Source organism: Paenibacillus sp. FSL H7-0690, assembly GCF_037980415.1.
Classification (GTDB): Bacteria; Bacillota; Bacilli; order Paenibacillales; family Paenibacillaceae; genus Paenibacillus_AQ; species Paenibacillus_AQ odorifer.
This window is the reverse complement of record NZ_CP150281.1, coordinates 2,264,159-2,280,169: the sequence shown is the minus strand read 5'-3', so window position 1 is coordinate 2,280,169 and position 16,011 is coordinate 2,264,159. Positions and strand designations below refer to the sequence as shown.

Genomic DNA, 16,011 nt, shown 5'->3' with positions numbered 1-16,011 from the left:
AGTGGATCAAAACCTTTTTAACCTATTTACTTTTCTGTCCCAAACTCAGCCTCAGCATATTCCTTAATAATAAGATTGCCTCCACGAGCTCTCCATTTCTCAACCTCTTGCTGGAATCCCTCGACGGTAATGTTACCTAATATATAGTTATATGTAGCATCCACAATGATTGTAGATAACTCCATATTCTTCTCATCAAAAGTAGATGAGCTCAGAGAAACTGTCGGGTCATCAACCAGAAAAGATTCATTATCTTTACTCAGCTGATCTGCTAGAGAGGTTAATTGCTCCTTCTGAGCCACTTCCATAATGTTTTTATTACTAATGTCCGCAATCATTAAAGCATATAGCGGATTCACTTCCTGTACCCGCAGTTGTGAGGTTTCCTCGGGAAGGATAATTTTGCCGCCTTCAAGCTTATAATGCCGCCCCTCAAAGCCATACATCATTATATTGGCTACATCTTTATCCATGGTCCGATCAAAAAATCCAAGCACCTGCCGAAGCTCCTCCTCTGTGGCAATGGACTTTTTGGAAAAGAGATACAGTCCGTTGTAATTGGGGATAGACCACACTTTATATCCATCAGGCCCCTCGATACGATTGATCAGCGTAAGTTCAGCCTTTGGATTGTATGCTTGAGCTTCAATTGACAACCGCTGCACATCAGTCATGCTGCCAATAAACACACCAGCGATACCGTTAATGAATTTATCGCGTTGAACCTCTTTACTGGTAAGAGCAAAGTCCTGATTTATGATTTTTTCATCATATAATTTCTTCATAAAATTCATTGTGTTCATATACTCCGCTGTTACGAATTCCGGAACAAATTGATGATTCTCTAGCTTCCAATTATTTGGTGTGCCAAAATAAGAGCTTAGTGTCTTAAATACACCATAAACAAGATCATTACGATCGACTAATCCAAGGGTATCTTGTTTGCCATTCTGATCCGGATCGTTATATGTAAATTGCCTCATTACTTCATATAGGTCATCTAAGGTCTGTGGATTGCTCAAATGAAGATTGTCCAGCCAATCCTTACGTATTATGACACCCTGTCTGGAGGAAGGGCGTTCTGTATACAGGCCGTAGATCTTACCATCAACAGCGGTCTGCTTAAGAATAGCGGGGTCCAGTGCTTTAAGATTGGGGAACTCCTGAAGATATGGGCCGATCTCCCAAAATGCTTCAGAACGGATGGCGTTTTTCACCAGATTATAGTCTGAGAACTTCACAAAGGTGACTTTTCCCAAGGAATTAGTGGTCAACGCTGTGTTCATTTTATCGGTATAAACACCCTCAGGCACCCACGTGATATCAAGCTCCACCCCTGTTAATCTTTCGATCTCAGCTATAATCTTTTTTGAAGGCTGCTGTGGAAAATGAAGGGGTGCCAAGATGGAGATGCTCGGGCGAGCTTCTTGCAGTACAGAACCAGCTGACTTTCCATCACTGCAAGCGCTTAACATAGGGAAAACAAGCATGAAAAATAAGCAGCAACAAAACGTTGCCCTTCTACACATAAATTGTCTAAACATTTCTACAGCCTCCTAAGGTATTGTAAGGATTTTCACCCTACAGCTTGAAGATTTTCCATTTTGTAGTCATAATTAGGGTTAATGATTATTGCAGAACGAGATGATTATTGTTATTTTCCACCAGGTTTCATACACTAAGAACAAGTGTCTACTTCTACATAAGTAAAGGTGCTGAGTCCCGTGAGACCATTAAGCTTTTTAAGTAAATTAACGATTTTTGCCTTTGTAATTAGCACGTTGCCGGTGATATTCATCGGTTCTTTTTCCTATTTCACATCATCTAATGAGATCCAAAAGAACGTAAACAACAGTAAAATGGAACTTATATTACAAATCACCTCAAATGTAGAACATAAGTTAACAACTGTCAATCAAACATTAAACCAAGTGATCAACTCTAGTGTATTAAAAAAAGCACTAAATAACCCTTTAAGTGAAACCGATTTCATTTTATATAATGATTTAAGAAACGAAATCCGTAATATGCAATCCTTCGATACGAAACTTGAGGATGTCATCCTGCTCAATCAGCAGCAGAACTGGATGATCAAAAATTCAGGCGTCTACCGTCTGAATGAATACAAAAACCACGCGCAACTCTCTAATCTAATGAATATAGCTGACGATACTTCATGGATTTTGAATCCATCGTCCTTATTTTATAGCGAGGAGAGCATTAACGTCACTGGCTGCAATTACAGCATCAGTCTTATCAAAAAGCTTCCCACCAATAAGCTGCAAAAATATGGGCTTGCCCTAGCTAATATTCCGGTCTGCAGTCTTCAGGATTTCATTAATTCAGATGTGCAGCCACTCGACGATATTATCGTTCTGGATCAAGCTGGCCGTTTCCTGCTCCACCCGGATACCAGCTTAATCGGAAAACCTAAAGAGCAAGGCGGATTTAAAGAAGTCCCTTTAATCTCTGATCCTTCTAAACAATCCGGACAGTTCAAGACTGTGATCAACAAAAAGAATTACTCCGTCACTTTCATGCGTTCTCAGTTAAATGGCTGGGTTTATCTATCGGTTACTTCCATGGAAAGCTTGACGAAGGAGTCCAATAAAATCGGTATGTTTACGATAATCGTGTGTACCATTATGCTCTTGTTCTCCATTCTTCTGGCCTGGATCGGCTCCAGGCGTATGTACACCCCTATCGAAAGACTACTTAATCAGATGGGCCAACGCAAACCGGATATTAAATCGAGACATCGCAATGAATTTCAGATTATAGGAGAACAAGTTCATTCTTTGTTCCAATCCAAATCACAGCTGGAAAAAGAAGTCCGGCAACACTTTCAGCAGGTTCGTACGTTTTTTCTGATCAATGCCTTCCACGGCAATGTTAAGAAACGTGATTTGCTCGAAGAATTAGGGCAATTCGGCTACCAAACCCAGCTTGAAGAATGGAAAACCATGGCAGTAATTACGTTGTCTATTGATTATGCCGAGGATTCCAGCTATGAGAAAAAAGATCTCAGCCTCTTATTGTTCGCTGCCCACAATATGATCGAAGAATTAATCTGTCCTGAACAACGGCTGGCTCCAGTGATCATGGACCATGCGGTAGTCGTATTATTGGGCAGTCCAGACTGCGATACCCAGTCTTTTCATAAGACACTGTATTCGTTAACGGAGAAGCTGCAGCAAGAAATAAATAATTATCTAAAGGTGCAGGTGAGTATTGGGCTGAGCCTGCCCTTCAACGCCTTCGATAAACTAGCCATCGCCTACAGAGAAGGTCTTGAAGCACTGAAACATCGCATTAAGCTTGGCAAAGGCGTTATTATTCAATATGAGAACATTAACTCCGGCAAACATTATCTGAACTTGAACTACCCTACGCATAAAGAAAACGATCTAATGGATGCTATCAAGCTGGCTGAAACGGATAAAGCCAAGGAACTGATTCATTTGCTTTTTAAATCTATCTTTGCCCTAGAGCTTTCACCACAGGAATATCAAATCCCGTTGACCCGCTTACTCAATAACTTGCTCATTATGATGCAGGAATCGGGCATTAGCTTAAATCAGATCTATCATGCTAATGGCTCAATTTTTGAGGAATTACATGACCTTCATACCGTGGCTGAGATTGAGGATTGGTTCTGGAGCATGGTCATTTACCCGATGATCAAAATTTTTATCAGCAGGCAAAATGCCCAGTACCAAAACATCTCTGAGAAAATCATTGATCTGATCCAACATGAATATGATACGGATCTAACCTTGGAAGAATGCGCTTCACGGCTGCATTACAACGCCAACTATATCAGCAGTGTCTTCCGTAAGGAGACCCAATACTATTTCAGCGAATATTTAACGATGTACCGATTTAAAATGGCAAAAAAATGGCTGCAGGAAACCGATATGCCGATCAAAGATATTGCAGCCAAATTAAGATACAACAATTCTCAAAATTTCATTCGATCTTTCCGTAAACAGGAAGGGATGACCCCTGGACAGTACCGGGATAACAATACAGGCACTAAATCCAAACCAACATTTGACGAATCTATGTAAAAATCACAAAAAAATCGTTCAAGGCCGAATCTAAAAAAAAAGAGTCTCTCTTTTTTTCGGAAAATATGTTAACGTGTGCATATAACCATTTAGGGAGGAATTTGAACGCAATGTTGAACTTTCGTCTAAATACTAACCGTGTAGAACAAGATGCGATTTCTCAGGAATCCTCACTGCTCACCCTCTATCCGCTCGAGACGGATCACCCCCGTCCTTTTATATTGGTATTACCTGGTGGAGGTTATCAGCACTTAGCCAACCATGAAGGAGAACCTGTGGCTCAATGGCTAAACAGTCTAGGTATTCATGCAGGTGTACTAGATTATCAGGTCGGAGATTTCAACGTCTCTTCTTTATTAAATGATGTTGAGGAAGCTCTCAAATGGATTAGGGGAGCACCCAAAGCTTGGAATGTGATCTCAGACAAAGTAGGGATGATTGGATTCTCGGCAGGAGGACACTTAGCTTCCATCTTTTCTACCACTAGAGCAGAGAAACCAAACCTTCTTCTGTTAGGTTACCCTGTAATCACTTTCCAAGAGCCCCATTCCCACAAGGGAAGCCGGCTACATTTTCTTGGAGACAACCCATCACAAACGGAGCTTGACTCCTTTTCCTCAGAAGCCCAGGTGGATTCACTCACACCTCCAACCTTTATCTGGACAACAGCGAACGATGCCAGCGTTCCCGTGGAGAATAGTCTGTTGTTCGCCTCTGCCCTGTCCAATCAGGGAATTCCTTTTGAATTACATATCTTTGAAGAAGGGCGGCATGGTTTAGGGCTTGCAAAAGAACACCCTCATTGCCAGCAATGGCTTTCCCTTGCTGAGAATTGGTTAAGGGAACGCCAATACGTTAAAGGAGAAGAAGACCTTATGAGACAACAACTATTTATTGCAGGCGATTCCACTGCGGCCATTAAAGGCGCTGGAGAAAAACCTATGACCGGCTGGGGAGAATACCTGCAAAGTTATTTTCGGACTTCTATTCAAATCCAGAATCGTGCAATTAATGGTCGAAGCACCAAATCGTTCATAACAGACGGCCGCCTCGATGCTATCAGAAAAGACTTCCAACCCGGCGACTACCTGTTTATTCAATTTGGACATAACGATGAGAAAAAAGAGGATCCATTACGTTACACCGATCCTGAAACCGAATATCGCCATAATCTCATTCAATATATAGATGCTGCTAGGCAGCTAGGGGGGACTCCGGTTCTGTTAACCTCTGTAAGTCGCCGCCGCTTTAACGCCGATGGAGAGCTGGACCCGTTTGCTGTAGGTGCTTATCCCGAGGTAATGAGACAAGTGGCTGAAGAAACGCACACTCCGCTACTTGATATTTTCGCAGCCTCGCAAGCGCTCTATCGTTCATTAGGCGAAGAGGAATCCAAGAAGTTATTCATGCATTTGCCAGCGAAAACACATCCCAATTACCCAAATGGGGTTACGGATGATACTCATTTCTCAGATGAAGGTGCCCGGGAAATTGCTAAACTTGTGGTTCAAGCTCTTAAACAAAATACAGCCTCATCTCTATCAAACTTACAACAACTTTTATAAGGAGTGATCCAAGATGTCTCTAATTAAAGAAGTTATTACGGAATACTATCGTATCCCTTTGCCAGAAATCATGGAGGATGCTAAACATGGCTTGCATACTCATTTTGAAGTTCCCATTGTCAAAATTAGAACGGATGACGGTCGTGAAGGTGTAGGTTATACCTATACTGGCGGATTTGGCGGCAAAGCGATCTGCTCACTAATTGCTAATGAATTAACACATATCTTAGTTGGCAAAGACGCCAGCTGTGTGGAAAGTATCTGGGAGCGGATGAACTGGGGAATACATTATGTTGCTCGCGGGGGCTTGGCTAGCTTCGCCATTGCGGCATGTGACATTGCGTTATGGGATTTACGTGCAAAGAAAGCAGATGAACCTCTCTACAAACTTCTGGGTGGCGCAAGCAATGAGGTCAAATGTTATGGTGGAGCGATTGATTTAAACTTCCCATTAGAAAAGCTCCTGCGCAACAATCAAAAATACTTAGATATGGGCCTCCAGGCTGTCAAAATTAAACTAGGCCAAAAAACATTAGCTGAAGATGTGGAACGAGTGGCTGCGGTACGCCAATTGGTCGGCCCGGATGTAGCCTTTATGGTCGATGCCAATATGAGCTGGAGTGTGGAAAAAGCGATAAAAGCCGCACGTGAATTTTTGAAATACGACATTCTCTTCCTAGAAGAACCAACGATTCCGGAGGATTATGCCGGCTATGCACGGATTGCTGAAGAAACAGGAATGGCCGTTGCAGGCGGAGAGAACTTGCGCACATTAACCGAATTCCATCACATGCTGCAATATGGTCATGTTGATTTTCCTCAACCTGATGCTTCCAATATAGGCGGAATTACGGGCTGGTTAAAGGTAGCTCACTTAACACAAGCCTATAACCTTTCCGTTTCCACACATGGAATGCAGGAATTGCACGTTAGTTTGTTAGCAGCTATGCCAAATGCAGGTTATCTCGAAATGCATAGCTTCCCTATCGATCAATACACTACACGTCCGCTAGTGATTAATAAAGACAATGGGATGGCAGTTGCGCCAGAAGTAACGGGCACTGGTGTTACCTTTGACTGGGACAAATTAGCACCTCACAAACAACAATACTAATAGGAGCGATCGATCATATGAGCATTCCCCTTCAACTAGGTGTTCGAGCACATGATTTCACACAAGTTCCATTGCAAGAGTTAATTGAGAAGATTAAGTCCTATCATTTCACTCATATCCAGTTCGCACTTAAGAAATCTTTTCCTGATAGTGCCCCTAGCCTGACGGCTATAAGCCCTGGAACAGCCAGCTATTATGGCAATGCCTTTAGACAGGCAGGTATTCAGATTGCGGTTCTGGGCTGCTATGTAAATATTGTAGACACCGATCCTCACAAACGGGCGCAAGCGTTAGCCGCGTTTAATACCCATCTGCGCTTGGCCAGAGATTTCGGCGCTAGTCTGGTAGGTACGGAAACCGGAAGTGTGGGACTTGGGTATACCATAGATAATTTTACAGAAGAAGCCTTCCAAGAGGTGGTGGCATCAGTTAAGGCCATGGTGGCGGAGGCCGAACGTTTTGGTGTGACGGTAGGAATCGAAGCAGGACTTCATCATCCGCTGTACACCGCGCCCTTAACCCGCCGACTTCTGGATGAAGTCCCTTCTAACAATCTTCAGGTCATATTGGATTGCGCAAATCTAATGTCGCCTACAAATTACTTGCATCAAGAAGCTATTATTACGGAGGCTTTGAAGCTTCTAGGAAATCGAATTGCTGTCATTCATTTAAAAGACTTTATCGTCCAAGAAGGAGCCATAAAAATAGTCCCTGTAGGTCAAGGGTGGCTAGAGTTTGAGCCGATCCTTCGTTATATGAAATATGAACGTCCTCATATTCAAGGAATCCTGGAAAGCACTCCTGAGTCACATTTAGGAGAAAGCATTACCTTTTTGCAACAGATATACGAATCCTTGTAGGGCTTCATCCCATTAAAACTAATAAATCCACTGCACACCTCTTTATCTTACCTGGTGCAGTGGATTTTTATATTCTGTTTAACATCCGTTTGACCTCCATCAAATAATCGCCTGTTATGATCAGGGCATCAAGAGTACCTGGGAGGGGTTCCATGCGTCTTGCTTTATTCACGGACACATTTCTTCCGCAAACCAACGGAGTTTCACGTACGCTTCAACGATTAACCACCCATTTGAAAGAGCGCGGTATTGAACATCTGCTTTTCTCACCAAAATCTGCTCCTGAAGACAGTTATGCCGATCCCATACGACCCATTACCAGCATCCCCTTTTTCTTATACCCTGAATGTAGACTCGCACTGCCCAATATGTCCTCTATCCAATCAGAGCTGAAAGCTTTTCGTCCCGATCTGCTTCATATGGCAACTCCGTTCAATATCGGTCTCTGCGGCCTTCGTTATGCGCGAAAACATGATCTGCCCCATGTCGCCTCCTATCATACCCATTTTGACCGCTATCTTGAATATTACCGGATGAAAAAAATCGCTCCGCTCTATTGGAAATACATGAAGTGGTTTCACCGCTCCTGTGATGCCACCTTTGCACCATCCTACGAAACCCTCAATTCCCTCCAAGCTCAAGGCTTTCATCGCCTGAAGCTATGGTCCAGAGGCATCGACTGCCAGCTGTATACCCCCAAAAAACGCAGCCATGAGGTCCGTGAGCGCTACGGAATTACCGCACCGTTACTGCTTCTATATGTGGGAAGGATCGCTCCTGAAAAAGATATACAGACCCTTGCTCTCGCCATGCAGCAATTGCCCGAATCTACGCAATCTCAGGTTCATTGGCTGGTCGTTGGAGACGGTCCCCTTCTGCCGGAAATGCGGGCACAGGCGCCGCATAATGTCACGTTTACAGGCTATAAACATGGTGACGAGCTTGCCCAATTATATGCCTCAGCAGATCTATTCGTCTTCCCTTCCAGTACAGAAACCTTCGGTAATGTTCTCCTTGAGGCGATGGCCTCGGGACTGCCTGTCCTCGCAGTAAATGAAGGTGGGGTGAAGGATCTGGTCACACCCGGCCGCACAGGAATGATTGTCGAGCCCCGCTGCCCGGATGCTTTTATTCGTGAGATTTGTGCATGTGTAGAGCACCCTCAAAAGCTGGCTGCTATGGGGCATGAAGGTCGAAAGCTCGCACTCGGCCGCTCTTGGGAGAATATTTTTGATGGACTCATCCGCGATTATGAAGAGATCATTGAGAATAGACGTTATGATCTTATACCGGCTTTACTACCATTAATATAATAATGACGATAGTAAGTACATGAACCGCCGCTTCTAGCGGAGCGATTTTGTTCATAGCGGTAGTGTAACCATCAGGAATTTCCTCCCCTTCGCTGCTCATTACGAGCTGGGTTAGCTTTTTCAATCGGGGCTCAACCATTCCAATAATAATCACTTCGATCACGATAAAAAATAATAACGACAGATTTAACCACAACACCGACAAGCCCATTTTATCTATGATCATTAACAAAATACCTGTAACGATCAGGGTGATCCCACCTGTCTTAGGGAATCTGTTTATTTTCTTCATAAGACCAAATACAAAACGAAGCTGACTGCCTGTCTTGGCTGAGCTTGTCAGTATTGGCAGCACAAAAGCTGGTCCAATTCCCACTATGGATGCTATAACATGTATAACTACCACAAGCTTTGAGATCATATGCGTCAAATCCATATTTACAATCCCCCCTATCATTCGTTGTTTAGATTCATATGAGGCTGATAGGAGAATTAGTCTTGCAGAATCCTTTAAATCTTAGATAATCTTAAAAAAGCGCCTAGCCGGATATTACCGACTTAGGCGCTTTTTTAACAAATATTCAGTTATTTTACCGTAACTTTCATGATCGCACTCTCATTTACTCCTTGATCATTCAACAGCTCAGCCCGGTATTCATAGACGCCTGGAGAACGGTTAGTGATAGAAGTAGAAGCCGTTTGTGCGTTTGGGGTACCCGCTGTTAAAGTCTGAGTATCGATCAGTATTCCGTTCTCATACAAGCGATACTCTTTGCCGTTCATCCCCCACCATAAATTCATAGTCACTTTATACTCTCCATCACCATCCCAGTTGTCATTGGACAACACCGGCTTAGCTGGTGCAGCATCCTTCACGATAACCACATGAGCAGCAGACACCGTTGTGCCAAAAGAATTGGTCAGCTCAGCCGTATAGGTGTAGGATCCGTTTTCTTTTCCGGTAATATTAGTCACTGCAGTCTGTGCAGCTGGGGAATCATCACGTAAGGTTTGCGTGTCGATTAAGGCACCATTCTCATATAGCTTGTAGACCGTACCATTATTGCCCCACCACATATTCATTGTGATTTGGTAATCCCCGTCCAAAAGTCCTGTATCCTGCCCATTATTATTGGATAGAACCCATTGCCCCGGAACACCTGTAGCCTTCTGAGGTCCACTTACGAACACAATCACTTGTTCTGTCGTCGAAAGTCCAGCGTTATTAATGGCTGTTGCGATGAACGTATGCGCTCCCGCAAGCCCTGTGAGTAGAATCTCATCTCCATAAACGACAGGTTTACCATCAAAGGTAATATCCAGACTGCGAATGCCAGACTCTGGATCTTCCGCTACGACCTGCACCTTCAATACATCCGTTTCACTCATTTGAGCAGAAGGTAAACCAGAAATCGTAGGTGGTGTAGTATCTTCAGTTTCTCCCGGTGAGCCTACATATTGAATTTTTGGAGCCGCTGGTTGTTCCATCCCTTCACCAAGAAAGAATCCAGGGTGCGGAGGTTGATTATAGCCTACATTTTGCCAAGCTACTGCCAGGCGGTAGATCGGATCATGCATCAATGTGCGAATACGATAATCTGTCATATCCGTTGTTGTGTAGATGCGTAGTTCAGAACTGTCCGTTGCCCGCCAGATCACTTCTTCACGCCAATCCCCGAACAGATCTGCCTGCAAGCTTGGATTCGCCTTGGTGCCATTATTTGAAGAAGCACCTACAGCCGTCAATAAGTTAACCGTTGTCTGGTTGGTATAGTCCCACTTATCCACTCGATTCGCATCCAGTAATTCACGTAAAAGATCACTATCCCACCAAATACCAAAATTCGTGGAGGAAGGCAGTTTTTTAGTGATTAGTTCCCCTTGCGCACTGTATAGGCCCGTAACAGGTATATGCTCCTCGTTGGTGATCGTTGCAGCCCATACCTCTTCGCCAGCATATCGCGGATCAATATCTGCTGACATTCCCCGTCCAGTATCAATCCCCGTGAATACACCCCATAATATTTCTCCTGTAGCTGCATCACGCATTTCAATCCCATACTTCGAATCGGTATGCTCATGAACATCAAAGACTTCCAGCCCGGGTCTGGTAGGATCAAGGTCTCCGAAATGAATTGCATCACCATGGCCAAGCTTTGTATTATACAGCGGCAATCCGTCATCGTCGATTGCCATCGCGCCGAAGGTTATTTCGTCCTTGCCGTCGCCGTCCACATCTCCTACAGAAAGATTGTGGTTTCCTTGACCAACGTAGTCTCCATATCCTTCATCATTAGAATCGAAACGCCATACTTTCTCGAGCTTGCCCTCGCGATAATTGTAAGCTGCAAGTACGGTTCTAGTATAATAACCGCGGCTAAAAATCACGCTTGGCTGCTCGCCGTCTAAATAAGCTACAGCTGCCAAAAAGCGGTCTACACGGTTACCATAGGTATCCCCCCAAGCGCCAACATCTCCACGTGGCGGATCATAATCAACGGTATCCAATGCCCGGCCTGTTGCCCCTTCGAACACCGTTAAATATTCATTGCCCAGCAGCACATAACCCGAACTGTTACGATAGTCTGCACTGGCATTGCCGATGACTTTTCCTTGACCGTCCACTGTGCCATCTGCCGTCTTGATCATAATTTCGGCACGTCCATCACTATCCAGATCATATACCAGGAATGGAGAATAGTGTGCGCCGGCACGAATATTAGGCCCTAAATTAATCCGCCATAAGCGAGTTCCATCTAATTTATAAGCGTCCATATAGACAAGTCCAGTATACCCAGCTTGAGAGTTATCCTTGCTGTTCGAAGGTGACCACAACATGATGATTTCATATACACCATCACCGTCCAAATCACCTACACTTGCATCTCCCGCACTATACGTATACGGTTGACCATCCTTGGTGTAATCATCTGCTGGCTTTTGCAAAGGGATCGATAGATATTGCTTCTGCCATACGCTGAATGGTTCCGAAGCAGATTTCTCGACTCCATTGATTACTGATGTGATTCTATATTTGGCATCCTCCGTGCCTTTAGTATCGAGATAGTTCGTGTTTTGAGTAATCAACGAATCATTAAGTTTCTTATCGCCACGATACAGATTGAATCCTATCGTTTCTGGATCCAGACCTAACATCCGCCAGCTGATATAAACACCCTCATCTGTCTTAACCGCTACAGGCGCACGATCCAGCGCCTCCATCTTCCGGTATAAAGTTGTCACCGCTGAGGTTTCCAACGTAGCGGATAGATCAGAGATGCCGCCTGCATTTACCGAGGCTACTTTGTAATAGTAAGGAATGGTAGTCAGAACGGTCGTGTCTGTGTACGAAGCTTCGAATGATTTGCCGATCAGGATGAACTCACTGTCTGAGGATTTCGCACGATAAATGTTGAACATCCGTGCATCCGGTACCTCATTCCAAGTAAAGGTCACATCATTTTTGTTCGTAGATTGTACAGCTAGACCACTAGGTACGGCTGCTTTTGCTACGGAGGGGTCAATCATAGACACTTTTAGCGCATTGGAGCCTACAGATTCCAGTCCCGTGCTGTCGACCGAAGTTACCGTATAGATATATTCCATACCAATATCCGCAGTGGTATCTGTGTAGAGCGGCTCTGTTGTCTCGCCCAGCAGCTCTGCACTATTCGCAACCGTAGCCTGACGATATACACGGTATTTCAGCGCACCCTCCATACTATCCCAAGAAAGATTAGCAGTGATAGGCTCACTGTTTAAATCCAGGCTACCCAGTTTCAGATTCGTTGGGGCTAATAATAACGGTGTGATCTCCAGCCCATTGAGATGAGCGGTTGTGCCACTAAAGACAAGATTCATCTGCCCGTCTTTGACAGCAATCTGGTTATACAGCTTCTCAGCAATATTTTCCTTACCTGAGGAGACTGTTCCGTAATCTTTGCCTTCAATGGCTACATTCGTCTTGGCAGATCCAATCCAATCTCCTGTATAGGTCTTAACAGAATAATAACCATTGGGTAAATCAACTTTGAATTCATACGATCCTCCAAAATAAATCACAAAATCTCTGCGCAGATCGTCCGTCGCATTTCCCCGATCCCGATCAATCATCCCTGCACTCGAGGTCAAACCATATCCACGTTCTGGGGTATACAGGACATTCACATTCACTTCCGTATAACCCGCAGCAACGGGTGAACCAACAGGTCCAAAATCATAACGATACTGAGCGGATTTCGTAGTCAGCTTCACTTCATCTGAAGGCTCAGACTCTCCTAGCCCGTTCACTGCAGTCACTCTTACCGAGTAGCTTTGACCTTCAACCAACCCGCTTAATGTCAATGAAGGGACAGTTGAAGTTCCCGCTAATGTATAAGCAGATTCGGCTTCTGCCGCTAGCTTACGATAGATTTTATAGATATCTGTACCTTCTACTTTATTCCATTTCAGTACTGCACCTGCATTACTGATACTCCCAGCTACAAGACCTTCAGGCTTCACAGGCACCGTTTCCGGCTGTTTGATGTCCTGCACAAAGCTGGAGAGTGGAATATTTAATTCCCCTATTCCTTTGGCCAGCAGACGGGCCATTTGAATGGCTCCGTATTCTTGAAAGTGAGTATCGTCTGTCGAGCCATTTGGGAAAGCACCATATATCCCTGCATCGAGGTGAAGGAATACAGAGCGTGTAGCTGCAAAACCGATAGAATTGTAAAAAGCTACACTGAGTGCGCTAAGATCGACCAAATCAACATCAAGTTCACTTGCTACCTCTTTCATAGCCTGCACATATTCTGGAAAGCTCACATTGAATTTTTCGCTCGCAGCATTATAATCTCTGCGCCCCATGGGGGTCACCAGAATCGGAGTTGCTCCTCTTTGCCTAGCTCCATTGACATATGTTTTTAAATAAACTTTGTAATCGGCTGGAGAAGCATATCGGTCTGGAACGCTAATCGTTGCGTCATTATGACCAAACTGGATCAGGAAATAATCACCCGGTTGGATCTTACGCAGCACTTCATCCAGCCTTCCCTCGACAATAAATGACTTAGAACTGCGGCCTCCGATAGCGTGATTCTTAAACGTTACTTCCTCACTAAAGAAATCAGGAATCATTTGTCCCCAGCCTGCTTGTGGTATCCAATAAGGATCATAAGTCTGCACGGTTGAATCACCCGCAATATAAACCGTTGGCAATTCATTAGCAGGACGGTCTGGCTGCTTAGTAATCACCAGTGCATTGATATTTGGCTTAGTGCCAGAGAACACCAAGTTCATTTGTCCATCCACCAAAGCAATGTCAAAGCTCATTTCCAAATACTGGCCTGCTGTTTTGCTCGTCTGTTGAACTTTTTGAATGGATTCGACTTTGATGCCAATCTCTGTATCTCCGGCGCTGTCACCAGCGATAAGTGACACTGTATAATCGCCATTCGGTAAATCTACATTAAAAGTTGCATCCTTAGGGACCACAAAATCTGATCGCAAAGGATCTGAGGTTCCTCGGTCTACCCCAGTTACTCTCGATATATCTGTAAATCCATATTTAACCTCAGAGGAATAAGATACCCCTGCATCTACCTTAAGATAACCTTCAGCCACAGCACCCGGACCAAAATCAAAGGAATAAACATCCCCTTCTGGCAAAGTTCCAGGAGGCGTATACACGGCGCTTTCCACCTTGTTAGATAGCTCTGATTCGCCTTGGTCATTGGCTGCCTTCACCCCATAATATTGCTGTTTTGAGGTGTCCGCTGAGGCATCCGTAAATATCGTCTTCTCTGACTGACCAATCTCATGGAATGTTCCATCTGCTGAATCAGACCTTAAGATCGTATAGCGGCTAGCTCCAGCCACACTGTTCCAATTCAGTTGAACAGAACTTACACCGACACTGACAATTGAAAGACCGGTTGGTGCTGCGGGAACCTCTACCCCCGGAATTTTGTCTACGGTCACAGATGCGCTCAAAGCAGACTCCTCACCCTTTCCATTTACTGCTGACACATTGTAAATGTAACCACTGCCTTCATTTACATCTGAATCCACGTAGCTGTTAGCAGCAGCTTGACCTATGGCTTGAAGGCTTCCACTAGGAAGAACCGTTCGATAAATATTGTAATAGACTGCTTCGGTCACGCTGCTCCACCCTAGAGATACCTCAGTGGGAGTGATATTATGAACCACTAATCCCTCAGGGGCTTTCAATGGACCTGGTACAATCTGCTGAATAATTAGTCCATTTAAATATCCGCCAACCCCTGTACCCGTAATGCCGACGGTCAGTTGACCATCTTGAACAGTCGTCCGGTAGGTAGCTTGATTTACAGCTTGCTTGCTGCTTATCGACCCAGCCGTGCTACCTTCCAAAGTAATCGTAGTTTTGGTTGTACTTGTACCCGCTAGTAAATCTCCTGAGTATACAGTCACATCGTAATCCCCATTAGGAAGATCCACCAAAAAAGAATAGGACAGTCCCAATACAAAATCGTTGGTCATATCGTCTCCACCCGAACGATTCCTTGAAGCAACCGCCTGATCTAAACCATACCCTAGCTCATTCGTATATAACTTAGATTCATGCACGCCTGTATAACCACTCATAACAGGACTTGTTGCTGTTCCAAAATCATATTGCAAGGTTATTGGACCTGAAGCTGCACTGGCCTGTTGCACCCCAAATGTTGTAGATGGAAGTATTGATGAACAAATGAAGATCCACGACAATAACACCATAAATATTTTATTTCCAAGCTTATTCCTCTTCATCTTCCGTGCTTCACCCGCTTTCTTATGATTGAAAGAACTTAGTACGCATCTAGCCCCGTTGTAGTAAACGCTTACAATAAGCTTCGTTGTCATTCGTTCTTCAAATATAAGTTCACTTCGTGCGCGTATCCCCTCCTCTTTGCTCAGGAAGCTGGATGGTAGATGATTCCAGTTTCACTCATATCCAACACGATACTACCACCTAAGTGTCACTCTGAACATTTAAAAAACAGATTTTATCATACACTAAACCGTTCAATTTCTTCGCCTATAGTTATAAAAACCTACGATTTGGGAAGAAGTTAGGACAGAAGA

The 16,011-nt window shown here is 44.2% G+C and carries 8 protein-coding genes; 5 read left to right on the top strand and 3 right to left on the bottom strand.

The window, feature by feature from the left end:
• Positions 1-26 precede the first annotated feature (26 nt).
• Positions 27-1,544, bottom strand: a complete 1,518-nt coding sequence (locus MHI32_RS09825; protein WP_340012259.1) for an extracellular solute-binding protein — start codon at positions 1,542-1,544, stop codon at positions 27-29.
• 180 nt (positions 1,545-1,724) lie between these two features.
• Between MHI32_RS09825 and MHI32_RS09820 the strand changes: the two genes are divergently transcribed.
• From MHI32_RS09820 to MHI32_RS09800, 5 genes are all read left to right on the top strand, one after another.
• The gene (locus MHI32_RS09820; RefSeq protein ID WP_076184310.1) at positions 1,725-4,070 is read left to right on the top strand and encodes a helix-turn-helix domain-containing protein; all 2,346 of its coding nucleotides are present in this window, start codon (positions 1,725-1,727) and stop codon (positions 4,068-4,070) included.
• Positions 4,071-4,180: 110 nt separating this feature from the next.
• The gene (locus tag MHI32_RS09815) at positions 4,181-5,635 is read left to right on the top strand and encodes a GDSL-type esterase/lipase family protein (protein ID WP_339172825.1); all 1,455 of its coding nucleotides are present in this window, start codon (positions 4,181-4,183) and stop codon (positions 5,633-5,635) included.
• 13 nt (positions 5,636-5,648) lie between these two features.
• On the top strand, positions 5,649-6,749 hold the full coding sequence (locus MHI32_RS09810) for a mandelate racemase/muconate lactonizing enzyme family protein (RefSeq protein ID WP_076184308.1): 1,101 nt from the start codon (positions 5,649-5,651) through the stop codon (positions 6,747-6,749).
• Positions 6,750-6,766: 17 nt separating this feature from the next.
• Positions 6,767-7,609 (top strand): sugar phosphate isomerase/epimerase, encoded by an 843-nt coding sequence (locus MHI32_RS09805; RefSeq protein ID WP_076124970.1) that lies wholly within the window; start codon positions 6,767-6,769, stop codon positions 7,607-7,609.
• 152 nt (positions 7,610-7,761) lie between these two features.
• Positions 7,762-8,922, top strand: a complete 1,161-nt coding sequence (locus MHI32_RS09800) for a glycosyltransferase family 1 protein (protein ID WP_340012258.1) — start codon at positions 7,762-7,764, stop codon at positions 8,920-8,922.
• On the opposite strand, the gene MHI32_RS09795 is transcribed toward MHI32_RS09800, so the two are convergent.
• Both MHI32_RS09795 and MHI32_RS09790 read right to left on the bottom strand, forming a co-directional pair.
• A complete protein-coding gene (locus MHI32_RS09795) occupies positions 8,894-9,358 on the bottom strand; it encodes a DUF2269 family protein (protein ID WP_248549305.1) in 465 nt (154 codons plus the stop codon). The two genes, MHI32_RS09800 and MHI32_RS09795, sit on opposite strands and share 29 nt — an antisense overlap.
• A gap of 149 nt (positions 9,359-9,507) precedes the next feature.
• A complete protein-coding gene (locus tag MHI32_RS09790; protein WP_340012256.1) occupies positions 9,508-15,696 on the bottom strand; it encodes an SGNH/GDSL hydrolase family protein in 6,189 nt (2,062 codons plus the stop codon).
• Between the last annotated feature and the right edge of the window lie 315 nt (positions 15,697-16,011).